Source organism: Rathayibacter tritici (assembly GCF_002932875.1).
Classification (GTDB): Bacteria; Actinomycetota; Actinomycetes; order Actinomycetales; family Microbacteriaceae; genus Rathayibacter; species Rathayibacter tritici.
Genome location: NZ_PSWS01000058.1, coordinates 76601 through 99125, shown reverse-complemented (window position 1 = coordinate 99125; position 22525 = coordinate 76601). Strand labels below are relative to the sequence as shown.

Below are 22525 nucleotides of genomic sequence, written 5' to 3'. Positions count from 1 at the left end.
GACGCCCGCACGTCAGACGTCGATGCGGTCCCGCGAGAGCGACTCCGAGCCGCGGACAATGAACTCCTTGCGCGGTGCGACGTCGTTGCCCATCAGCAGCTCGAAGACCCGCCCGGCGTTCTCGGCGTCGGCGACCCGCACCCGGCGCAGTGTTCGTCGGGCGCGGTCCATCGTCGTCGTCGCAAGCTGGTCAGCGTCCATCTCGCCGAGGCCCTTGTAGCGCTGGATCGGGTCTTGGTAGCGGCGACCCGCTTTGCCGAGGGTGGCGAGAACGCTCTGCAGCTCCTTCTCGGAGTAGGTGTAGATCGTCTCGTTCGGCTTCTTGCCCGCGTTCAGCACGACTAGGCGGTGCAGCGGAGGCACGGCCGCGAACACGCGCCCCGCCTCGACCAGGGGCCGCATGTAGCGGAAGAAGAGCGTCAGCAGCAGCGTGCGAATGTGGGCACCGTCCACATCGGCGTCGCTCATCAGGATGATCTTCCCGTAGCGCGCAGCGGACAGATCGAAGGAGCGGCCGGAGCCGGCGCCGATCACCTGGATCATCGACGCGCACTCGGCGTTCGAGAGCATGTCGGCGATGCTCGCCTTCTGCGTATTGAGGATCTTCCCGCGGATCGGCAGCAGCGCCTGGTACTCGCTGTGACGGGCGAGCTTCGCCGTGCCGAGCGCGGAGTCGCCCTCGACGATGAAGAGCTCGCTGTTCTCGACGTCGTTGCTGCGGCAGTCCACGAGCTTCGCCGGCAGCGAGGACGACTCCAGCGCGTTCTTGCGGCGCTGAGTCTCCTTATGCGCGCGGGCCGAGATCCGCGACTTCATTTCGGCGACGACCTTCTCGAGCAATTGCGCGGTCTGCGCCTTGTCCTCGCGGCGGGTGGAGGAAAAGACGGCGCCCAGAGTCGAGCCGATGGTCGAGGCGACGATCGCGCGGACCGCGGGCGTACCGAGCACTTCTTTGGTCTGGCCCTCGAACTGTGGCTCGGGGAGGCGCACGGTCAGTACGGCGCTGAGTCCCGCAAGCACGTCGTCCTTCTCGAGCTTGTCCGAGCCGACCTTCAGGCGCCGCGCATTCGCCTCCACCTGCGAGCGGAGCAGCTTCAGCAGGCCCTGCTCGAAGCCGGTCTGGTGCGTCCCGCCCTTGGGCGTCGAGATGATGTTGACGAAGCTGCGCATCACCGTCTCGTAGCCGGTCCCCCAGCGCAGCGCGATGTCGACCTCGCAGGTGCGCTCCACCTCGGTGGGCACCATCGCGCCGCCGGGAGTGAGCACCGGCACCGTTTCCGTGAAGGTTCCCGAGCCGGTCAGACGCAGCACATCGGTCACGGGCGCATCGGGAGCCAGGAACTCGACGAACTCCGAGATGCCGCCGTCGTAGCGGAACATCTCGGCGCGGCGCTCCTCCGCCCGGTCGTCGACGATGTCGATCGTGAGCCCCGGGACCAGGAACGCGGTCTGCCGAGCGCGGGTCACCAGGTCATCCGTCTGGAACGACGCGCCCTTCGTGAAAATCTGGCGGTCGGCCCAATAGCGCACGCGGGTGCCGGTGACGCCCTTGGCGACCTTCCCGACCACCGCCAGCTCCGATCCGTTCTCGAACGGCATGAACGGGGCGTCGGGAGTGGGCTCGCCCGTATCGGCGAAGCGGCCCGGCTCGCCGCGGTGGAACGACATCCGGTAGGTACGGCCATTGCGGTCGACCTCGACATCCAGGCGCTCCGAGAGCGCGTTGACCACCGAGGCGCCGACCCCGTGGAGACCGCCGGACGCGGCGTACGAGCCGGAGCCGAATTTGCCACCGGCATGCAGCTTCGTGAAGACGACCTCCACGCCGGAGAGTCCGGTCTTGGGCTCGATGTCGACGGGGATGCCCCGCGCACGGTCGCGTACCTCGACGCTGCCATCCGCGTGCAGCAGCACGCTGATCTCGGTGCCGTGCCCGGCCAAGGCCTCGTCGACGGAGTTGTCGATGACCTCCCACAGGCAGTGCATGAGGCCGCGCGAATCGGTCGAGCCGATGTACATGCCGGGCCGCTTCCGAACCGCTTCGAGACCCTCGAGGACGGAGAGATGCCGGGCGTTGTAGTCGGTAGAGGCCATCCGCTCAGTCTACTTTCGTGAGCGGATTCGACCGCGGTGGCGCGACGCACCGCGTGCGCCCGATGTCCGCCGGACGAGTGCCCCTACGCGCAGAGCGAAATGCCGCCCGATCGACTCCGTGCGGAAACAATCGCGTGCTTGGATGGGTTCCACTAAGCAGAGATCGAAGACCGAGTGCAGGAGGCCAAGTCATGTCGACCACAGCAACCCAGAACGGCGTGGACGAACTCGCCAGCGCCCACCAGCTCTCCGCCGCCGACCGCTGCGACAGCTGCGGTGCGCAGGCGTACATCCGAGTGGTCGTGAACAACGGAGAACTGCTGTTCTGCGCACACCACGGCAAGAAGTATCAGGAGAAGCTCTCCGGCATCGCCCAGAGCTGGCACGACGAGTCCGCCCGGCTTTTCGAGGAGCAGCGCCCCTAGCTGGTTCCCGACCGGCTCGGACGGCGTGTCCATGCCGCACTGACCGACACCGCTACCGACCGACACCGAGCCGCTTCGCGATCACATCGCGGGCGGCTCGTGCCGTGTCATCGACCGTGCGGATGCGCGCGTCGGACGCGGAGTAGGAGTCGCCGAGCGCGCGGCGCAGGATCGTATCGGCGAGTACCGGGTTCTTTGCCAGAACAGGGCCGTGCAGGTGTGTGCCGAGCAAGCCACCCGCGGAGTAGCCCTCATAACCGACTCCGTCCCCGGTGCCGTGCAGCACCCGGCCCAACGCGTCCGCGGGAGCGATGCCGGTCATCCGGCGCTCGTGGTTCTCGAAGCCCACCAGGACGCCAGAGGAGCTCTCGACCAGGAGGTCGTCGGTCACCCGCTCCCCCGCGATCGACGCGCCGGGAAAAAGGCCGATGCCCTCGACCTCGCCATGCGGAGTGCTGATCGACCCCGCCAGCATGTCCCAACCGGCGCCCACGGCGAGGACCTGCGTACCCTGCTCGACCCACGAGCGCAGCGTCGGAGCCACTTCTCGCAGGAGTGCGAGCACAGCGGCCAGGTCCTCGTCGGCGCCGGTGCCGGCGACCAGCACGTCCGGGCGCACCTCCGCATCCGCGGCGACGGCCAGGGGTACGACGTCGGCCGCGACCCCCGACCAGCGTGCGCGGGCCGCGAGGACCCGGGCGTTCGCTGCGTCGCCGTTGCTGTCCAAGACATCGGGGGCGAGCACGGCGATGCGGAGGGTGGTCACGCGGTCTCCTCGCGGTTGGTGACGAGTTGCAGGTGCGCGCGCGTGCGGCGCATGGAGTCGGCCGAGAAAATGATGGTCTTCCGGCCGGAGACGGGGGTCGGCAGTGCGAGGAAGGTGTCGAGCGCGCGGCCGAGGTCGTCGTCGACCTCGTCGATGACGACTCCGTCGTAGCGCAGGTGCAGCGCCGCCTCCTGCGCCTTCGACCCCGAGACGATCCGCACGCGTCCGAGCACCGAGGTGTCGACGGGCCAGAAGTAGGAGGGGTCGCGGACGTCGGAGCCGATAGCGAGCATGATCTGCTCGGTCCCCTCGGGGATCTCGGTGATGTTCAGACGGTAGCTGGCCGGGTTTTGCACGAGCACGAACTCGACCTCGTGTCCGCGCACAGTGACGATCTCGCCGCGCCCGAAGACGGGGTCGATGGCGGACAGCGCGGATGCGGTCAGCGTCGCGTCGAAGCGCTCGGCCAGGACGGCACGGGCCGTCGAGACGGCGGCTGCGGCGTCGACCGCGTAGTGCACTCCCCGGGCGGGCAGGCGCACCTCGAGCGGATCGCCGTCACTGACGATCCGCGCGGCCGCTCCCTGAGTGCTGTCGACGATGGTGGTGGCGCGATCGGCGCCGCCGTCCGACTCCGAGGCGTAGCCCAGACCGCCCGCAGCAGATGCGCGCACCGCGTCGGAGACCCCGTACCAGCGAACCCGATCGTCTGGGAGCGAGGTCGCGACATCGGCGATGTGGCGGTCGTCGGCATTGAGCACGACGGGACCGGTGGCTCGGGACGCGATCGTGCCGAGCATGCGGGCGACCATCGCCGGATCGAAGAAGCGGTCGATCTGGTCGACGACGACGTTCGTCAGCAGCACGACCCGGGGGCGCATCCGGGGCGCGAGCCGGGCACCGTGCCCCTCGTCCATCTCGAGGACGGCGATGTCCGCATCGATCCGCCCGCGCAGGTCGGCGCGTTCGAGCAGAGCGGAGGTGAGGCCCTGCGCGATGTTGGCCGTGGAGGGATTGGTGAACACGCGGAGACCGTGCGCGCGGAGGACGGCGACCAGCATCTTGGTGGTGGTCGATTTGCCCGCGGATCCAGTCACGACGACGAGGCCGTCGGGGAAGCCGTCGAGCGCGGCGGGCAGAAACCCGGGCGCGACCCGGTTCACGACGAGCCCGGGCACGGCGGACCCTCCGCCGGGCTTGCGGAGCCGCGCAGCGAACCGAGCGGCCCTCCCGAGGAGGACCGCCGGCGCATAGCGGATCACCGGCCTACTCGAGGTAGTCGCGGAGCGACTGCGAGCGGGACGGGTGGCGGAGCTTGGCCATCGTCTTGGATTCGATCTGCCGGATGCGCTCGCGCGTCACACCGAAGGTATCGCCGATCTGGTCGAGCGTCTTCGGCATGCCGTCGCCGAGACCGAAGCGCATGCGGATCACGCCGGCCTCGCGCTCCGAGAGCGAGTCGAGCAGCGACTCCAGCTGCTTCTGCAGCATGGTGAAGCCGACCGCGTCGGCCGGGACGACCGCCTCGGTGTCCTCGATGAGGTCGCCGAACTCGCTGTCGCCGTCCTCGCCCAGAGGAGTGTGCAGCGAGATCGGCTCGCGGCCGTACTTCTGCACCTCGATGACCTTCTCGGGGGTCATGTCGAGCTCGCGCGAGAGCTCCTCGGGCGTGGGCTCGCGACCCAGGTCCTGCAGCATCTGGCGCTGCACGCGGGCGAGCTTGTTGATGACCTCGACCATGTGCACCGGGATGCGGATGGTGCGCGCCTGATCGGCCATCGCTCGGGTGATCGCCTGGCGGATCCACCAGGTCGCGTAGGTCGAGAACTTGAAGCCCTTGGTGTAGTCGAACTTTTCGACGGCACGGATCAGACCGAGGTTCCCCTCCTGGATCAGGTCGAGGAACTGCATGCCGCGACCCGTGTAGCGCTTCGCAAGGCTGACGACGAGTCGGAGGTTCGCTCCAAGCAGGTGACTCTTCGCGCGCTGCCCATCCTTGGCCACCCAGCGCAGCTCGCGGACGAGCTCCGGGCTGAGCTCGCTGGAGTTGGCGAGCTTGTCCTCGGCGAACAGGCCGGCCTCGATGCGCATCGCGAGCTCGACCTCCTCGGCCGCGTTGAGGAGCGCGACCTTGCCGATCTGCTTGAGATAGTCCTTGACCGGATCGGCGGTGGCGCCGGTGATCGCGGTCGAGTAGACGGGGACTTCGTCGTCCTCGCCGCCGAACGAGAGGACGAGTGCACCGCTGGGGAGCGGCTCGACCGGAGCGGTCGCAACGGCGGCCGGAGCCTCGGGCGTCTCCGTGTCGTCTTTGGCCTCGGTCTCGGTGTCCTCGACGACGACCTCGGTCTCCTCGTCCTCCGCGACCTCGGCCTCGTCGGGCTCGGTGGGGCCTGTCGGCTCCTCGTCGGTCTCCGCCGGTGCAGCCGCCTTGGTGGTGGCGCGCGAGCGCGTGGTCTTGGCGGCGGCGTTCTTGGCCGCCGTGGTCTTCGCCGCGGGCTTGCGCGCCGCGGGCTTCTTCGTGGTCGTCGTCGCGTCGTCGTCGACGGCGTCGAGCGTTGCGGTCTTGGTAGCTCTGGTGGCCATGGCGGCACCTCTCCATCCGTTGCGACCCGGAGGCGGGCGGCGCCAGGAAAGGCGTCGTCCGTCGGTGGGCATTACGAGGACCCATGTCAAGTCGAGGACGTCGCACGCCCGACGTGGGCCTGGTGCTCCTCGACCCGAACGGGTCCTATTGACAATTATTGCACGTCTGAGTAGTGCAGCCGTGCGGTGCGGCGCGAGTGGGACTCGGTCCGAGGGATCCGGACCGCTCCTGGGGACAGTATGTCTACACGACGGCTGAGTTTTCGGATCGGCGAATCGGCGAAGACGATGGTCATCGCCCGGCGCGGCCGCGGCGCAGACGATCATTGAGTGCAACCCATAGCGGGGCCACTGTTATTCCCTCGTCCTCCGCGAGACGACGGCGGGTCCGGCGACGCGCGAGCAGGAGCCCCACGACTCCGGCTCCGATCACCACGTATTGCACGCACCACGCCAGGCGGAAGTGCTCCAACGCATAGGTCTGCGCGGAGGCGGCACCCGGGCCCGCGAGCGCGTCCAGGATCAGGCCGATCGCGAACATCATCGTGAAGCTGGCGAGAAAACCCCCGACGTTCACGACGCCGTTGGCCGCGCCGAGGCTCCTCGCGGGATTGAAGGTGCGGGCGAAGTCGAACCCGATCATCGACCCGGGGCCGCCCGCGCCTACGACGATCAGCAGGAGGACGATCAGCCAGTACGGCGGGACGCCGGGCCAGACCAGCACGACGGTCCAGGCGACGGCCATCGCCGAGACGATGCCGAGTACGAGGTTGCTGCGCCGCGTCGGGTGGCGCGCGGTCAGGATCCCGAGGACCGGCCCGACGATGATCCCCGCGATCACGACGATGGTGAGTGTTGGTGCCGCGACCGTGGGCGGCAGGCCGATCGCGTAGACGAGGAACGGGTAGCCCCAGAGGAGCGTGAACACCGTGCCGGAGGACTGCGTCACGAAGTGCGACCAGAAGCCGAGCTGCGTCCCCGGCCGTCGCATGCTCACTCCGAGCTGCGCGATCGTCGCGCGGAGTGTCGGCGGTACGAGAACGATCGGCTCGGTGCGCGGCGGGACATCGGCGATGAGGAGGAGGACGCCGAGGAAGGCCACGGCGCCCAAGCCCGCGGCCGAGAGGAACGCCGGCTCCCAGCCGAAGGTGTGCAGAACCGCCGCGAACGGAAGAGCGGAGAGGATCTGGCCGACCTGGCCGATGTTTCCGATCCATTGGGAGAGCTGGGGCACGATCGGCCCGCTGAACCAGGTGACGATCAGGCGGATCACCGAGGTGAAGATAGCCGCATCGCCCGCTCCCAGTAGGACGCGGCCGAGGATCGCAACACCGATGTTCGGTGCGAGCGCGACCACGACCTGTCCGGCCATCATCAGGGCGGTGCCCGAGAGGATGAGGGTCCGCGGACCGAATCGGTCGATCAGGATTCCGACTGGGATCTGCATCCCGGCGTAGACGATCAGCTGGACGACGGCGAGCGTTGAGAGGACGGCGGCCGCCACCCCGAACCGCTCAGCCGCGTCCACTCCGGCGACGCCCAGTGTTGTGCGGTCCAGGACCGCTACGAGGTAGGCGAAGGCTCCGGCACTGAAGACGAACCAGGCTCGACGATTCCGCACTCATCCGATCCTACGGCCGCTCAGGGGGCGGTCGGCTCCTCGCCGGGGCGTCGGATGGCGAGGAACTTCTCGAGTTCAGCGGCGATGGCGTCGGCGCTGGGAACGAAGCCGTCCTCGTCGGTGAGCGGCGAGCGCAGGCTCGTCCCCTCCATGTAGGTGTCGTGGCGGGCCTCGAGGGCCGAGACCAGTGTGTGCAGCTCCTCGTTTCCGCCCACCTGCTCGTCGACCTTGCCGAGGAACTCCCGCCCGCTTTCGCGCAGGCGATCGGTCGGGAAGATCAGACCGGTCGAGGCCGAAATGCTCTCGAGCGCCGCGACGGCCGCCTGCGGGTATTCGGTGTCCGAGAGGTAGTGCGGGATCAGCAACGCGAATCCGACGACGGCGAGACCGCGCTGGTAGAGGCGCAGCTCGAGCAGGTGGAGGACGTTCGAGGGGACCTGCGTGTGCGGCCTCCACACCGACATCGCGTCGATCAGGTCTTCGCGGTTGCCGCTCACGGTGACTCCGACGGGCCGCGTGTGCGGCACCGGCATCGGTATCGCCTGAACCCAGGTCGTCGACGCAACGTCGAGGCGCTCGATCAGCGAGACCACGGCCCGGGTGAACCGCTCCCACTGAAAGTCGGGCTCGAAACCGGTGAGCAGAAGGAACGGCTGATGCAGTTCGTCGTGCGCGAGCGAGAGCCGAAGCATCGCCGGTCGGTAGTCGGTCAAGTGGTCCTGGTCGAAGGTGATGATGGGACGCCGAGCACGGTAGTCGAGGAGCTGGTCCTGGTCGAAGACCACGACCTGGCGGTGTTCGAGTGTCTGGAACAGGTACTCGCCGAGCTGGCCCACCGCGCCGCCGGCGTCCGCCGAGCCGGTCAGACCCGCGACGAGGTGCAGCCCGCGCGGGATCTCGGAGAGGTCGCCCTCGATCTCGAACAGGTCTTCCGGATCCAGCATGGGTCCAGTGTAAACGGGGGTCTCCCCGCTCCGGCCGGGTCCGCTGAGCCCTCAGCGAACAGCGCCTAGCATTGCCGCCATGCCCCTCTCCTCTCTCGAGTACTCGAGCGTCCCCGCCTCCGACATCGACACCGACGCCCTGGTCCTGGGCGTCGCCCCCGGGCCTGACGGTCCTCGACTCGTCGGCGCAGAGGGCTTCGAGGAGCTGGCTTCCGCGCTCAGCGCGCTGGGCGCAACCGGTGCCGCCGACACGCTCGTCCGCGTGCCGTCCTCGGTCCGCGCGGGAGTGGTCGTCCTCGTCGGCCTCGGCTCGGCGGAGCCCGATGACACCGCCCTGCGCAGCGCCGCCGGGGCCGCTGTCCGCCTGCTGGCCGGCTCCGCCTCCGTCGCCCTGGCGCTTCCCGCCGGTTCCGACGGCACTCATGCCGCCGTTGCGGAAGGCGCGGCTCTCGGCTCCTACGCTTTCACCGCCTTCCGGGGCACCACCGCCGCGACGGTGAAGCCGGCTGTCGAGCGCGTCGTCCTGCTGGGCGCCCCCGAGACCGCCGACACCGCCGTCCTCGACCGTGCACTCGTGCTCGGCCGCGCCGTCTCGACGGTCAAGGACCTGGTCAACACTCCTCCGTCGCACCTCTACCCCAAGACACTCGCCGAGGCCGTGCAGTCCGGCGCGGAGGGGCTGCCCCTCGAGGTCACCGTCTGGGACGAAAAGGCCCTCGCTGAGGAGGGGTTCGGCGGCATTCTCGGCGTCGGCAGCGGCTCCTCCCGCCCGCCGCGACTGGTGAAGGTCGTCTACTCGCCCGAGGGAGCGAGCACTCACCTCGCGCTCGTCGGCAAGGGCATCACTTTCGACAGCGGCGGACTTTCGCTCAAGCCGCCGATGTCGATGATCGGGATGAAGACCGATATGGCGGGAGCGGCCACTGTCTACGCCGTCGTCCGCGCTATCGCCGAGCTCGGCCTGCCGCTGCGCGCGACCGCGTGGCTCTGCATTGCCGAGAACCTGCCTTCGGGCACGGCGATCCGGCCCGACGACGTGCTCACGGTTCGCGGCGGGACCACAGTCGAGGTGCTGAACACCGACGCCGAGGGTCGCCTGGTGCTCGCCGACGGCCTCGTTGCCGCGAGCGAGGAGCAGCCTGATGCGATCGTCGATGTTGCCACGCTGACCGGGGCCTCGGTCGTCGCCCTGGGCAACCGGACCATCGGCATCCTCGGCGATGACGAGCTCGTCGCGAGTGTCCTCGAGGCTGCTCGCACGGCCGGTGAGACCTTCTGGCAGATGCCCCTTCCCGCCGAGCTGCGACCGCTGCTCAACTCCGAGATCGCCGACATCGCGAACGTCAAGCCGGGCAACATCGCCGGCGGGATGCTGCTCGCCGGCCACTTCCTTCGCGAGTTCGTCGGCACGCGCGGAGAGGGAGACGACGCGACCCGGATTCCGTGGGCGCACCTCGACATTGCCGGGCCCTCGAGCAACGGAGGAACCGGCTACGGCTTCACCGGAGCCGGTGCCACCGGCGCCTCCGTCCGAGCGCTGATCGCACTGGCCGAGGGCTTCGCGAGCGCGTAGTAGGGTCGACAGGGCGGGAGATTCCGCCTCGTCCCTCCTCCCGATCCGCCGAGCGTTGTGCGCCGGATCAGGTCGGCCGGGCAGCGGGACCGCACGTCGCGAGGGAGTCACTGGGTGTCGGAAGAGCGCTACGACCTGGTCGTGCTCGGAGGTGGCAGCGGCGGGTACGCGGCCGCCCTGCGGGCGTCGCAGCTCGGGATGAGCGTCGCGCTCGTCGAGCGCGACAAGCTCGGCGGGACCTGCCTGCATCGCGGCTGTGTGCCGACCAAGGCACTCCTGCACGCCGCAGAGCTGGCGGACGGCGCTCGAGAGGGCGGCAAGTACGGTGTGCTCTCGAGCTTCGCCGGCATCGACATGGCGGGAGTGACCCGCTACCGCGAGGGCGTCGTCGCGGGCAAGTACAAGGGTCTGCAGAGTCTCGTGTCCTCGCGCGGCATCACCGTGGTCTCCGGCGAGGGTCGTCTGAGCGCGGCGGGCACGGTGACGGTGGGTGAGCACGTGCTGCACGGCGGGTCGGTCGTCGTCGCCACGGGATCCGCCTCGCGGACGCTCCCCGGGATCGAGATCGGTGGACGCATCATCACGAGCGACCAGGCGCTCGAGCTCGCTCACGTGCCCGCGAAGGTCGTCGTTCTCGGCGGCGGAGTGATCGGCGTCGAGTTCGCCAGCGTCTGGCGCTCGTTCGGAGCAGAGGTGACGATCGTCGAGGCCCTCCCCCACCTCGTCCCCAATGAGGACGAGAGCGTCAGCAAGCAGCTTGAGCGGGCCTTCCGCAAGCGCGGGATCGCCTTCCAGCTGGGATCTCGCGTCGCCTCGGTCTCGCAGGGCGAGGGCGGCGTCTCGGTGACGCTCGAGAGCGGCGCCACCGTGGAGGGTGAGGTGCTGCTCGTCGCCGTCGGCCGCGGCCCGGTGACCGCGGACATCGGCCTGGAGGAGGTCGGCGTGAGCCTCGATCGGGGCTACGTCCTCACCGATGAGCGGTTGCAGACCTCCGTCCCCGGCGTGTACGCCGTCGGCGACATTGTTCCGGGCCTGCAGCTCGCGCATCGGAGTTTCCAGCAGGGGATCTTCGTAGCGGAGGAGATTGCCGGGCTCGGCCCGCAGGTCGTCTTGGATGTCAACGTGCCGAAGGTGACCTATAGCGACCCGGAGGTCGCCTCCGTCGGCCTCAGTGAGGCGCGTGCGATCGCCGAGTACGGCGCTGAGCGCGTCGCCGTGTACGACTACGGGCTGGGCGGTAACGCCCGCAGCACGATCATCGGCACGACGGGCTCTGTCAAGGTCGTGCGCGTGCTCGACGGTCCCGTCGTCGGTGTCCACATGGTCGGCGCGCGGGTCGGCGAGCTGATCGGCGAGGCCCAGCTCATCGTGAACTGGGAAGCGCACCCCGAGGACGTCGCCCCCCACCTGCACGCCCATCCCACTCAGAACGAGGCGCTCGGCGAGGCGCACCTCGCGCTGGCCGGGAAGCCGCTGCACGCTCTGTAGAACCACTGCGGGGCGGCGACCCGCCGCGTCCGCATCACTAAGCTGAACATGGAAACACAAGCGTCTTAAGGAGACAGGCTCATGAGCGAATCCGTCAGCCTCCCGGCACTCGGAGAGAGTGTCACGGAAGGAACGGTCACCCGCTGGCTGAAGAACGTCGGGGACCGCGTCGAGGTGGACGAGCCCCTGCTCGAGGTCTCGACCGACAAGGTCGACACCGAGATCCCGTCGCCGATCGCGGGCGTGATCGAGGAGATCCTCGTCCAGGAGGACGAGACGGTCGAGGTCGGCGCCGAGCTGGTCCGCATCGGGGACGGTTCCGGAGCCACGACCTCGGCCGAGCCCGAGGCTTCGACGCAGGAGACCCCCGAGGTCGAGGCCGCTGAGACCGAGCCGACGGAGGAGGCGACGCCGTCGGTCGACGCGGACAGCGACGCCGAGGGTCCCGCTCCGGCCGAGCCTGAGCCCGCACCGGCGGCCGAGAAGCCCGCCGCCCCCGAGGCCGCGGCTCCCGCTCCGTCTGCGCCTGCGCCTGCGCCTGCGCCTGCGGCTGCTCCTGCTCCGGCAGCTGCCGCGGCCCCCGCTCCGGCTGCTGCGCCTGCCGCCTCGCCGGAGCCGACTGACTCCAACCCCGGCTACGTCACCCCCCTCGTGCGCAAGCTCGCGGGCGAGAACGGCATCGACCTCTCGACCCTCACCGGTACCGGCGTCGGAGGCCGTATCCGCAAGCAGGACGTCCTCGATGCGGTCGAGGCCGCGAAGTCGGCTCCCGCCGCGCCGGTGCCGGCTCCGGCAGGCGCCGCCGCCACGCTCGCCCGCACCCCGCTCGAGACCTCGCCGCTGCGCGGCACGACGCAGCCGATGTCGCGTCTGCGCAAGGTGCTCGCTCAGCGCGCGGTCGAGTCGATGCAGACCAGTGCTCAGCTCACATCGGTGATCGAGGTCGACGTCACCGCCGTCGCCCGCTTCCGCGACTCCGTCAAGACGAGCTTCCAGGAGAAGACCGGCGCCAAGCTGTCCTTCCTCCCGTTCTTCGCTCTGGCGGCCGCGGAGGCGCTCAAGGCCTACCCGGTGATCAACTCGACGCTGGACGGCGAGTCGATCGTCTACCCGGACCACGAGAACATCAGCATCGCCGTCGACACCGAGCGCGGCCTGCTGACTCCGGTCCTGAAGAATGCGTCCGAGCTGAACCTCGCACAAATCGCCACGACGATCGGGGACCTGGCCGAGCGCACCCGCAACAACAAGCTCAAGCCCGACGAGCTCGCCGGCGGCACCTTCACGCTGACCAACACCGGCTCGCGCGGTGCCCTGTTCGACACCCCCGTCGTCTTCCTCCCGCAGACGGCGATCCTCGGCACCGGCATCGTCACCAAGAAGCCGGCCATCGTGCAGGTGGACGGCGCTGACGCCATCGCGATCCGCTCGACCGTCTTCCTCGCGCTCTCCTACGACCACCGCACCGTCGACGGGGCCGACGCGGCGCGCTTCCTGGTCGCGATCAAGGAGCGCCTCGAAGAGGGCTCGTTCGAGAACGACCTCGGCATCTGAGCTGCCCGCGCTGAGCCGCCCTCTCATGGGGTCGCTCCGGCATAGACGTCGCGGATAAGCCAGCCGGCCTCCGTCCTGATGATCAGGACGGAGGCCGCTGCTGTTCCCGGCGGTGTTCCGAGATGGACCACTGCCGACGCTCCGTTCACGTCGGCGAGGACCGCCGATACGTCGCCGTGAGCGGGCAGGCGGTCGGCGACTCCGTCGCCGACCGTACCGAGCGGAGAGTCCGCAGTGACGAGGCGCCGGGTGCAGCTGTGGTCTTCGCATGCTCGTGCAGCGGCGAGCAGGAGTTCCGCCGCTTCCTCTGCCTCGAGCGCGGCCGGGACAGCCTGTGCAGCAGGAGTCGGGGGCAGCGACGGATTTACCGTCGGGTACGGAGTGCCGCTGCTCGTCGACACCGAGTCCGCCGCGCCGGCAGCGCGCAGCTCGTCCGGAGACCCGGCGAGCATCCCGGTGAGTACTGCACCCAGCAGGATCACGAGTGCCGTGGCCAGCGGACCCCGTCGCCGCACCGCGAGGGCACGCGCGCGATCAGGCCAACCGTCGAGCGGATGCACGCGTCGGTGCCTACCGAGCGGCACCGATGCGGCGCTTGGCCGGATGCCGGCCCCTGCGCTCGCCCGAAGAGCGCGCACTTCCTCCCCGATGCCCTGCGGATCGGCGAGCCCGTAGAGCGTACCCTCCAGCGCCAGCAGATCGCGATGCCGGGCGAGGGCCGCGACGGGAAGCTTCGGGCAGTGGGGGCCGACACGCTCCAGAACTCGTTGAAGTGACTCGCGTGCCTCCCGTGGAGTGTCGACGGCCGGGGTCGTCAGCAGCAGCACCGGGCGGCCCTGCTCGGTCAGGCCGATGTCGTCCGCTGTCGGAGCGAGCCAGATGCCCTCGGCCGCGGCGGAACGCACAGCACCGACCACAGGTGCGAGGAGGGTCACCGCGGCACCCGGCCCGATCGTCCGCCCGGCCGTCAGAAACTGCTCGAGGACGGCGACGACAGCAGGAGAGGTCAGCACACTGCGCTTACCGTGCCGCGGCTCCATGCGAACGATACGCTCGCGATGCCGATGCTCGGCGAGAACGGCGACCGGCACGCTCCGCAGCTCCTCCGCCTCCCGGCGTCGGAGGACCCGCGACGCGAACCCGGGGTCGTCGGAGGCGGGCGTGACGGGCGGGCGCTTCTCCCCGTCCATCCGGCCGGCGCCGTGCATCCGGCCCTGGGCCGTCCCGCTGCTCATCATGGGGAGAGCCTGCCCGGCTGCCACGCAGCGCGGGGAGTGCTCTCCCCGATCGGTGGAGAGAACGACGCAGTTCACCCCTGTGGAGGAGCCGGATCTCTCTCCCGGTCGGCCGCGGAGCTCCCGCTCGGTATCCTTGTGGTCATGGCACGCAGCACGGAACCGTCGACGAAGGCGGCCAAGGAACCCGGACGTCTCAAGCAGATGTGGCAGGTGTTCCAGATGACCCGCCGCTACGACAGCAGCGCCGTGTGGATCATCCTCCTCGCCCTCCTGCTCCCCGTCCTGCTGGGCGTGCTCCTCGGAATCCTGCTCGGCAACGGCAACGGCTTCGTGATCGCGCTGTGGATCGTCGTCGGCGTGATGGCGGGCCTGGTCGCCGGTCTCGCGGTCCTCTCCCGTCGCGCCGAGCGCGCCGCCTACGGCCAGATCGCCGGGCAGCCCGGAGCGGTGGGCGCGGTCCTGCGCAGCGGTCTGCGCGGCACCTGGACCGGCGGCGAGATGCCCGTCGCCGTCAATGGCAAGACCCAGGACGCGGTCTACCGCGCGGTCGGGCGCGGCGGCGTCGTGCTGATCGCCGAGGGTCCCGCCTCCCGAACCAAGCGGATGCTGGAGGACGAACGGCGCAAGGTGTCGCGGATCCTGCCGAACGTCCCCGTCACGTTCGTGACTGTCGGCCCGGATGCCGACGCCACGCCGCTGCATCGGGTACCGCGCCGCCTCGCGAAGACGAAGAAGGTCCTCACGAAGGCGGAGGTGATCGCGGTCAAGAACCGGCTCTCCTCCTTGAACACCTCGCTGCCGATCCCGAAGGGCGTCGACCCCTTCAAGGTGCGGTCGCAGCGCCCGCGCTGATGTTCGCCAGGCACGGCATCCGTTAGGAGCGCACGAGCACTGTGCCGGCGACCTTGTCGTGGAAGCCGCGCTGGTCCGAGTCCCAGACGAGCGCGGGAACGAGCACCGCCAGCAGCACGGAGCGCACGAGCGGGCGCCACACACCGACCCAGCCACCACCGAGCCGGACGACGCGCATGCCGAGGAGGCGGTGGCCGACGCTGCCGCCGATCGTGGGGATGAAGACCACCTGCAGCACAATAAAGAGCAGCAGGCTCGCCCAGCGGTCGTAGTCGAAGAAGGCCAGCGAGAGCAAGGCGGACACCGCGAAGTCGACGGCGAGGGCGGCGATGCGGCGTCCCGGACGTCCGATCGAGAGCCGGCCCTCGCGGGGGAGGCCGAGGCGCTCCCCCGGGTACTCGCTCGGGGCGGCGTCGGCGAAGGTCCTGCGATCGGCGGCTGACATCCTTCGATCTTATCCGCGGAGTCTCGCAGCGGCCTCGGGACAGCGGAGCGGGCGCGGCGGTCCGGCCCGGCGCCGTAACATGCCGGAAACAACAGGGACACGGTGGGGAAACCCCCCGTCACTACCCTGGAGCAGCTGCGTTCAGCAGCGACCCGTTACGCCATTGGAGACCTTTGCATGTTTAAAGATTCTTCCGAGGTGCTCACGTTCATCAAGGACACGGACGTCAAGTTCCTCGACATCCGGTTCACCGACCTCCCCGGTGTCCAGCAGCACTTCAACATCCCCGCCTCGACTGTCGACGAAGAGTTCTTCTCCGTCGGCCAGCTCTTCGACGGGTCCTCGATCCGCGGATTCGCGAACATCCACGAATCGGACATGCAGCTGATCCCCGACGTGACGACCGCCTACGTGGACCCGTTCCGCGTCGAGCGCACACTGATCCTCGTCTTCGACATCTACAACCCGCGCAACGGCGAGATCTACTCCAAAGACCCCCGCCAGGTCGCGAAGAAGGCCGAGAAGTACCTCGCGTCGACCGGCATCGCCGACACGGCGTTCTTCGCCCCCGAGGCCGAGTTCTACATCTTTGACGACGTCCGCTACGAGGTCACGCAGAACGCGGCCTTCCACTCCGTCGACTCCGTCGAGGGTGCGTGGAACTCGGGACGTGTCGAGGAGGGCGGTAACCTCGGCAACAAGACGCCCTACAAGGGCGGCTACTTCCCCGTCAGCCCGGTCGACAAGCAGGCCGACCTCCGCGACGACATCTGCCTCAAGCTGATCGATGCCGGCCTCATCCTCGAGCGGTCGCACCACGAGGTGGGCACCGGCGGACAGGCCGAGATCAACTACCGCTTCGACACGATGGTGCACGCGGCGGACGACATCCTGAAGTTCAAGTACATCGTCAAGAACACGGCCGAGCAGTGGGGCAAGACCGCAACATTCATGCCCAAGCCCCTCTTCGGCGACAACGGCTCGGGCATGCACACGCACCAGTCGCTGTGGAACGACGGCACGCCGCTGTTCTATGACGAGAACGGCTACGGCGGACTCTCGGATGTCGCGCGCTGGTACATCGGCGGCCTGCTCAAGCACGCCCCCGCGGTCCTCGCGTTCACGAACCCGACGGTCAACTCGTACCACCGCCTGATCCCGGGCTTCGAGGCGCCGGTCAACCTCGTGTACTCGGCCGGCAACCGCTCCGCGTCCATCCGTATCCCGATCACGGGCACCAACCCGAAGGCGAAGCGCATCGAGTTCCGCGCGCCCGACGCCTCCGGCAACCCCTACCTCGCGTTCGCCGCTCAGCTGATGGCGGGCCTGGACGGCATCAAGAACCGCATCGAGCCGCACGAGCCGGTCGACAAGGACCTCTATGAGCTGCCCCCCGAGGAGGCGAAGCTCATCCCGCAGGTCCCCGCGACCCTCGGCGAGGCACTCGACGCCCTCGAGGCCGACCACGACTTCCTGCTCCAGGGCGGCGTGTTCACGCAGGAGCTCATCGATACCTGGATCGAGTACAAGCGCGAGAAGGAGATCAAGCCCCTCGCGCAGCGCCCGCACCCGTTCGAGTTCGAGCTGTACTACGGGGTCTAGTCCCGCAGCACCGCCAGACGGGCCGTTCCTTTTCGGAGGAGCGGCCCTTCGCCGTTCTCGGAGGCAGGCGTCAGCGGTGGGTCGGAGAGTCCCCCGCGGCTGGCCCGTAGAACAGCCGCTCGAAGACCGCGCGGGCTCGGCGGGTTACGCCGAGATAGTCGTCCTCCAGGGCCGTCGCGGAGCCGGCCGGGTACTCCAGCAGGCGCGCGACGCCCTCGAGCTGGCGGCGATCGGTAGGGAGGACGTCGCTCGTACGGTTCCCCCAGAGCGTGGTGCCCGAGCGGACGCGGGAGGCGAGGATCCAGGCCGCGCGGAGTCGCTTCGCATCCTGGCCGCCGATCAAGCCCTCCTCCTCCGCCACCGCCAGCGCTACGAGGGTCGACGTGGTCCGGAGGGGCGGCAAGGAGCGCGCGTGCTGCAGCTGGAGGAGCTGCACCAGCCACTCCACGTCGCTCAGCGATCCGCGGCCGAGTTTGAGGTGTCGGCGGGGATCGGCGCCCTGCGGCAGGCGCTCGCTCTCGACGCGAGCCTTGATCCGCTTCACCTCGCGGATGTCGCGGTCCGAGATCTCGGCGGGATAGCGAACGCCGTCGGCCAGCTCCGTGAAGTCGTCGATCAGCGCCTGGTCGCCTGCCACTCCCCTGGCTCGCAGCAACGCCTGCGCCTCCCACGTCAGCGACCAACGGGCATAGTAGGCCCGGTACGAGTCGAGAGAGCGCACGAGCGGCCCGTTCTTGCCTTCGGGGCGCAGGTCGGCGTCGAGGTCCAGCGGGAGGCGCGAGTCCTCGGTCAACCGCACCAGCTCCGCGACAACGAACTGGGAGTACAGCTGCGCCTGGTGCGGTTCGGCTGTCCCTGGTCGCTGCACGTACATGACGTCGGCGTCCGAGCCGAAGCCGAGCTCCGCTCCTCCGTAGCGCCCCATGCCGATGATCGCGAACTCGGCCTGGGAGCCGGGCCGCGTGTCGCTGTCGCGGCGAATGGCAGCGAGCACCCCGGTCAGCAGGGCGCTGATGATGTCGGTGAGGCTCGTCGCGATCTCGTCGATGGTGCTGAGCCCCAGTATGCCGCCCATTGCTGTCCGCAGTACCTCCCGCCTGCGCATCGAACGCAGGACGGAGGCCACCGCGTCGGCGCTGTCGTGGCGGGCGAGCACGGCGCGGACCTCCTCGCCCAGCTGGGCGGCGTTTCGCGGGCGTACAGCGTCGTCGTCCTCGAGCCACGCGGCCGACTCCGGGATCCGGTCGAGGAGTTCACCGACGAAACGCGATCCCGAGAGCACCGTCGTCAGGCGCTTCGCGGCGCCCGAGGAGTCGCGCAGCATGCGGAGGAACCAGGGCGTACCGCCGAGGACGTCGCTGAGCCGACGGAACGCGAGCAGTCCGTAGTCAGGGTCCGGGCCGTCCGCGAACCACTGCAACATCACCGGAACGAGGTGGCGCTGGATGCTCGCGCGGCGCGAGACGCCCGAGGTCATCGCGGCAATGTGGCCCAGTGCCCCCCGGGCGTCCGCGAAGCCGATGGCGGCGAGGCGCGCCTCCGCCTGGCCGGTGGAGAGCTCGGTTCCCCCGTCGGAGAGTGCGGCAACGGCCGAGAGGAGCGGGCGGTAGAACAGACGCTCGTGCAGGCCGCGAACGCGGTTCTTGATGCCGTTCCAGACGCTCAGCAGTTCCTCCGCCGTGCGAGCGAGGCCGCTGGAGCGGGCGAGGGTGCGGAGTTCGTGCTCGTCGCGGGGCATGAGATGCGTTCGACGCAGGCGCCGCAGTTGCACGCGGTGCTCCAGGAGGCGCAGCGCGCGGTAGTCCTGCGCGAACTCCTCCGCAGCGGCGCGGCCGATGTAGCCGCGCTCGGCGAGTGCTCCCAGGGCGAGCAGAGTGCCGGGCATGTGGATCTCGTCGTCGGTCTGCCCGTGCACGAGTTGCAGCAGCTGCACCGTGAACTCGATGTCGCGCAGCCCGCCAGGCCCGAGCTTGATCTGGTAGTGGACATCGTTCTGCGGGATGTTCGCGGTGACTCGCTCGCGCATCCGCTGGACCGACTCGACGAAGTTCTCACGGGAGGCGCTCGACCACACTTTCGGCGCTACCGCATCGACGTACGCCCGACCGAGCTCCAGATCGCCGGCGAGCGGACGCGCCTTGAGGAGCGCCTGGAACTCCCAGCTCTTCGCCCAGCGGTCGTAGTAGGCGATGTGGGACTCGAGGGTGCGCACGAGGGCACCCTGCTTTCCCTCCGGCCGGAGGTTCGGGTCGACCTCCCACAGCTCCGGCTCCATCGCCAGGGCGGACGTGCCGCGCATCAGTAGAACGGCGAGCCGGGTGGCGATGTCGATCGCGCGCGCGTTCGAGAGCCCGCGCTCCGGGTCGCCCTCGGCCACGAAGATCACATCGACGTCGCTGACGTAGTTGAGCTCGGAGGCGCCGGCCTTGCCCATGCCGATCACGGCGAAGCGGGTGGCCGCCACCTCGTCCCGGCCGACATGTCCGGGGCCTGCGCCGCCGACCAGCTCGCTCCGCGCCACGGCGAGCGAGGCCTCCAACGCCGCGCCGGCGAGGTCGGCTAGCGCGCGTGTCACCCGGTCGATCGCCGAAACCGGATCGGCTTGGCTGAGGTCGTGCACCACGATCCGGGTGAGCAGGCGTCGGTACCGCACGCGCAGCGCGGTCCACCCCGCCTCCTCCCGAAGCGTCGAGAAGCCGTCGATCGCGCCGACCGAATCCAGCAGCTCGGCCCTCATCTCGGCGCGGCCGGAAAGAGTCCGGACCGGCTCCAGGATGCTCGCGAGCTCCTCGGGACGCCGCTGCAGGAAGTCGGAGAGCCCGGAGGAGGCCCCGACCACCAGCAGCAGGCGCGTCAGAGCCTCATCGTCGGCGAGGACCGCGTCCATCCGATCGCGGTTCCGCCGCAGCATGTCGATCAGTGCGAGCAGAGCCTCGTCCGGATCGGCCACGCGAGCAAAGGAGGGCAGTACGGACTCGAGCTGCCGACCCGCCAGCAGCTCCGCCTCGGCCAGCCGCGCTCCGGTCTCGCCGAGCGCGGCGAAGCCGAGGCGAGCGACATCGCGCAGAGAGCGTTCCCGGGGCATGGCCGAGAGGTCAGAGCATCTCGAGGTTGCTGCGCAGCTCGTACGGAGTGACCTGGGCGCGATACTCGGCCCAGTCCTTCCGCTTGTTGAGCAGCACGAAGTTGAACACCTGCTCGCCCAGCGTCTCCGCGACCAGCTCCGACTCCTCCATCAGCGAGATGGCGCGGTCCAAACTCGCGGGCAGGGCCCCGTAGCCGAGTGCACGGCGCTCCGCGTCCGAGAGCGCCCAGACGTTGTCCTCGGCCTCGGCGGGGAGCTCGTAGCCCTCCTCAATGCCCTTCAACCCGGCGGCCAGGAGCAGCGAGTAGGCGAGGTAGGGGTTCGCCGCGGAGTCGAGGGCACGGTACTCGATGCGCGAGGACTGGCCCTTGTTCGGCTTGTACAGCGGCACTCGCACGAGGGCGGAGCGGTTGTTGTGGCCCCACGAGACGTAGCTCGGCGCTTCGTCTCCGCCCCAGAGGCGCTTGTAGGAGTTGACGAACTGGTTGGTCACCGCGGTGATCTCGGGGGCGTGCTTGAGCAAGCCCGCGATGAACTGCCGGCCGAGCTTGGACAGCTGGTACTGGGCGCCCTGCTCGTAGAACACGTTCACGTCGCCCTCGAAGAGTGACAGGTGGGTGTGCATGCCCGAGCCGGGGTGCCCGGAGAGCGGCTTGGGCATGAAGGTCGCGTACACGCCCTGCTCGATCGCCACCTCCTTAATAACCGTGCGGAAGGTCATGATGTTGTCGGCCGTCGTGAGCGCATCGGCGTAGCGGAGGTCGATCTCGTTCTGACCGGGTCCCGCCTCGTGGTGGCTGAACTCGACCGAGATACCCAAGTCCTCCAGCATCCGCACGGAGCGCCGCCGGAAGTCGTGCGCCGTGCCTCCGGGGACGTTGTCGAAGTACCCGGCGGAGTCGACCGGCTCCGGCCCCTCGGCGCCGAACGACGACGACTTCAGCAGATAGAACTCGATCTCGGGGTGCGTGTAGAACGTGAACCCGCGCTCAGCCGCCTTCGCCAGCGTGCGCTTGAGCACGTTGCGCGGATCGGCGACGGCGGGCTGACCGTCGGGCGTCGTGATGTCGCAGAACATCCGCGCCGTCGGGTCGATCTCTCCGCGCCACGGCAGGATCTGGAACGTCGAGGGGTCGGGGTGCGCCAGGACGTCCGCCTCGAACGAGCGGGTGAGGCCCTCGATCGCGGAACCGTCGAAGCCGAGGCCCTCCGCGAACGCGCCCTCGACCTCGGCCGGCGCGATGGCGACCGACTTGAGCGTGCCGACGACATCGGTGAACCAGAGGCGAACGAATTTGATCCCTCGCTCTTCAATGGTGCGAAGAACGAAGTCCCGTTGCTTGTCCATCCAGACCCCTCCTGTTTCGACCCTCAGGCTACTGCCTTCGACCGGGGCCCGCGGGGCGCTGCAGGCGCGCCGTAGACTGGCGCCCATGCCCGCGCAGCCCGCCAAACGCGTTCGAACCCGCCACTTCCAGACCGCGAAGGACTCCGGTGTCCGCATCACCGGGCTGACGAGCTACGACCAGCTGACGGCGAAGATTTTCGACGAGGCCGGGATCGACTTCCTCCTCGTCGGTGACTCCGCCGGCAATACCGTACTCGGCTACGACACGACGCTCCCCGTGACCGTCGATGAGCTGATCCCCCTGGCGCGTGCTGTCGCTGGGGCCGTGGAGCGTGCCTTCGTCGTTGCCGATATGCCCTTCGGCTCGTACGAGTCCGGGCCCGACGACGCGCTGCACACGGCTTTCCGCTTCATGAAGGAGACGCACGCGCACGCGGTGAAGCTCGAGGGTGGAGTGCGCTCGGCCGAGCAGATCCGCCGCATCGTCGAGGCGGGCATCCCCGTCATGGCGCACATCGGCTTCACGCCGCAGAGCGAGCACGGGCTCGGCGGGCACATGGTCCAGGGCCGTGGCGAGGGGCTCGAGCAGCTGCTCGCCGACGCGCATGCCGTCCAGGAGGCGGGCGCCTTCGCCGTCGTCCTCGAGATGGTTCCGGCTGATGCGGCGCGGCAGGTCACCCAGGAGCTACGGATCCCGACGATCGGAGTCGGTGCGGGACCCGATGTGGATGGCCAGCTCCTCGTGTGGACCGACTTCGCAGGCTTCACCACTGGTCGCATCCCCCGTTTCGTCAAGCAGTATGCCGACCTGCGGGGAGTACTGACCGGAGCCGTAACCGCCTACCGGGAGGACGTCGAGTCCGGTGCCTACCCCGGCGCCGAGCACAGCTACGAATAGCCGCGC

17 protein-coding genes are annotated in these 22525 nt (G+C 69.3%); 7 read left to right on the top strand and 10 right to left on the bottom strand.

Annotation, left to right across the window (positions count from 1 at the left end; translation table 11 throughout):
- Positions 1-12 precede the first annotated feature (12 nt).
- Complete coding sequence (locus C5D07_RS10895; RefSeq protein WP_068253199.1) at positions 13-2094, bottom strand: DNA gyrase/topoisomerase IV subunit B; 2082 nt, start codon at positions 2092-2094, stop codon at positions 13-15.
- Positions 2095-2285: 191 nt separating this feature from the next.
- Here C5D07_RS10895 and C5D07_RS10890 point away from each other — a divergent pair, with 191 nt between their 5' ends.
- Positions 2286-2519: a DUF7455 domain-containing protein gene (locus tag C5D07_RS10890; protein WP_068253202.1), complete on the top strand. Its 234-nt coding sequence runs from the start codon at positions 2286-2288 to the stop codon at positions 2517-2519.
- Positions 2520-2571: 52 nt separating this feature from the next.
- On the opposite strand, the gene C5D07_RS15790 is transcribed toward C5D07_RS10890, so the two are convergent.
- The 5 genes from C5D07_RS15790 to C5D07_RS10865 form a co-directional block, all read right to left on the bottom strand.
- Entirely contained in the window at positions 2572-3285 is a 714-nt protein-coding gene (locus C5D07_RS15790; RefSeq protein ID WP_068253205.1) for a type 1 glutamine amidotransferase, read from the bottom strand.
- The gene (locus C5D07_RS10880) at positions 3282-4463 is read right to left on the bottom strand and encodes a Mur ligase family protein (RefSeq protein ID WP_146076655.1); all 1182 of its coding nucleotides are present in this window, start codon (positions 4461-4463) and stop codon (positions 3282-3284) included. Before C5D07_RS10880 ends, C5D07_RS15790 begins: the two co-directional genes overlap by 4 nt.
- Positions 4464-4551: 88 nt before the next feature.
- Positions 4552-5871, bottom strand: coding sequence for an RNA polymerase sigma factor (locus tag C5D07_RS10875; RefSeq protein ID WP_068253207.1), 1320 nt, complete (start codon positions 5869-5871; stop codon positions 4552-4554).
- A 292-nt stretch (positions 5872-6163) separates the two neighbouring features.
- Entirely contained in the window at positions 6164-7492 is a 1329-nt protein-coding gene (locus tag C5D07_RS10870; protein ID WP_104259348.1) for an MFS transporter, read from the bottom strand.
- Positions 7493-7512: 20 nt separating this feature from the next.
- Positions 7513-8436: a proteasome assembly chaperone family protein gene (locus C5D07_RS10865; protein ID WP_068253212.1), complete on the bottom strand. Its 924-nt coding sequence runs from the start codon at positions 8434-8436 to the stop codon at positions 7513-7515.
- Positions 8437-8515: 79 nt separating this feature from the next.
- Here C5D07_RS10865 and C5D07_RS10860 point away from each other — a divergent pair, with 79 nt between their 5' ends.
- From C5D07_RS10860 to sucB, 3 genes are all read left to right on the top strand, one after another.
- Positions 8516-10009 (top strand): leucyl aminopeptidase, encoded by a 1494-nt coding sequence (locus tag C5D07_RS10860; protein ID WP_104259347.1) that lies wholly within the window; start codon positions 8516-8518, stop codon positions 10007-10009.
- Positions 10010-10123: 114 nt separating this feature from the next.
- Complete coding sequence (lpdA, locus tag C5D07_RS10855) at positions 10124-11497, top strand: dihydrolipoyl dehydrogenase (protein WP_104259346.1); 1374 nt, start codon at positions 10124-10126, stop codon at positions 11495-11497.
- 81 nt (positions 11498-11578) lie between these two features.
- On the top strand, positions 11579-13051 hold the full coding sequence (gene sucB / locus C5D07_RS10850; RefSeq protein ID WP_104259345.1) for a 2-oxoglutarate dehydrogenase, E2 component, dihydrolipoamide succinyltransferase: 1473 nt from the start codon (positions 11579-11581) through the stop codon (positions 13049-13051).
- 23 nt (positions 13052-13074) lie between these two features.
- Here the strand turns inward: sucB and C5D07_RS10845 are convergent, their stop codons facing one another.
- Positions 13075-14289 (bottom strand): hypothetical protein, encoded by a 1215-nt coding sequence (locus tag C5D07_RS10845; RefSeq protein WP_146076656.1) that lies wholly within the window; start codon positions 14287-14289, stop codon positions 13075-13077.
- 141 nt (positions 14290-14430) lie between these two features.
- On the opposite strand from C5D07_RS10845, the gene C5D07_RS10840 reads away from it, so the two are divergent.
- Positions 14431-15141, top strand: a complete 711-nt coding sequence (locus C5D07_RS10840) for a DUF4191 domain-containing protein (protein ID WP_068253225.1) — start codon at positions 14431-14433, stop codon at positions 15139-15141.
- A 22-nt stretch (positions 15142-15163) separates the two neighbouring features.
- Here C5D07_RS10840 and C5D07_RS10835 read toward each other — a convergent pair whose 3' ends face one another.
- Positions 15164-15586, bottom strand: coding sequence for an RDD family protein (locus C5D07_RS10835; RefSeq protein ID WP_068253228.1), 423 nt, complete (start codon positions 15584-15586; stop codon positions 15164-15166).
- A 177-nt stretch (positions 15587-15763) separates the two neighbouring features.
- On the opposite strand from C5D07_RS10835, the gene glnA reads away from it, so the two are divergent.
- Positions 15764-17188 (top strand): type I glutamate--ammonia ligase, encoded by a 1425-nt coding sequence (gene glnA / locus C5D07_RS10830; protein WP_068253230.1) that lies wholly within the window; start codon positions 15764-15766, stop codon positions 17186-17188.
- A 70-nt stretch (positions 17189-17258) separates the two neighbouring features.
- Here glnA and C5D07_RS10825 read toward each other — a convergent pair whose 3' ends face one another.
- Positions 17259-20273: a bifunctional [glutamine synthetase] adenylyltransferase/[glutamine synthetase]-adenylyl-L-tyrosine phosphorylase gene (locus tag C5D07_RS10825; RefSeq protein ID WP_104259343.1), complete on the bottom strand. Its 3015-nt coding sequence runs from the start codon at positions 20271-20273 to the stop codon at positions 17259-17261.
- A gap of 10 nt (positions 20274-20283) precedes the next feature.
- Entirely contained in the window at positions 20284-21621 is a 1338-nt protein-coding gene (locus tag C5D07_RS10820; protein ID WP_068253236.1) for a glutamine synthetase family protein, read from the bottom strand.
- 85 nt (positions 21622-21706) lie between these two features.
- Here C5D07_RS10820 and panB point away from each other — a divergent pair, with 85 nt between their 5' ends.
- Positions 21707-22519, top strand: coding sequence for a 3-methyl-2-oxobutanoate hydroxymethyltransferase (gene panB / locus C5D07_RS10815; RefSeq protein WP_068253239.1), 813 nt, complete (start codon positions 21707-21709; stop codon positions 22517-22519).
- Positions 22520-22525: the final 6 nt, after the last annotated feature.

Excerpts from the sequence above, each read along its gene's own strand:
- C5D07_RS10895 (WP_068253199.1), bottom strand. The coding sequence starts at position 2,094 with ATGGCCTCTACCGACTACAACGCCCGGCATCTCTCCGTCCTCGAGGGT.
- C5D07_RS10890 (WP_068253202.1), top strand. The coding sequence starts at position 2,286 with ATGTCGACCACAGCAACCCAGAACGGCGTGGACGAACTCGCCAGCGCC.
- C5D07_RS10875 (WP_068253207.1), bottom strand. The coding sequence starts at position 5,871 with ATGGCCACCAGAGCTACCAAGACCGCAACGCTCGACGCCGTCGACGAC.
- C5D07_RS10865 (WP_068253212.1), bottom strand. The coding sequence starts at position 8,436 with ATGCTGGATCCGGAAGACCTGTTCGAGATCGAGGGCGACCTCTCCGAG.
- C5D07_RS10860 (WP_104259347.1), top strand. The coding sequence starts at position 8,516 with ATGCCCCTCTCCTCTCTCGAGTACTCGAGCGTCCCCGCCTCCGACATC.
- sucB (WP_104259345.1), top strand. The coding sequence starts at position 11,579 with ATGAGCGAATCCGTCAGCCTCCCGGCACTCGGAGAGAGTGTCACGGAA.
- C5D07_RS10845 (WP_146076656.1), bottom strand. The coding sequence starts at position 14,289 with ATGATGAGCAGCGGGACGGCCCAGGGCCGGATGCACGGCGCCGGCCGG.
- C5D07_RS10840 (WP_068253225.1), top strand. The coding sequence starts at position 14,431 with ATGGCACGCAGCACGGAACCGTCGACGAAGGCGGCCAAGGAACCCGGA.
- C5D07_RS10835 (WP_068253228.1), bottom strand. The coding sequence starts at position 15,586 with ATGTCAGCCGCCGATCGCAGGACCTTCGCCGACGCCGCCCCGAGCGAG.
- glnA (WP_068253230.1), top strand. The coding sequence starts at position 15,764 with ATGTTTAAAGATTCTTCCGAGGTGCTCACGTTCATCAAGGACACGGAC.
- C5D07_RS10825 (WP_104259343.1), bottom strand. The coding sequence starts at position 20,273 with ATGCCCCGGGAACGCTCTCTGCGCGATGTCGCTCGCCTCGGCTTCGCC.
- C5D07_RS10820 (WP_068253236.1), bottom strand. The coding sequence starts at position 21,621 with ATGGACAAGCAACGGGACTTCGTTCTTCGCACCATTGAAGAGCGAGGG.
- panB (WP_068253239.1), top strand. The coding sequence starts at position 21,707 with ATGCCCGCGCAGCCCGCCAAACGCGTTCGAACCCGCCACTTCCAGACC.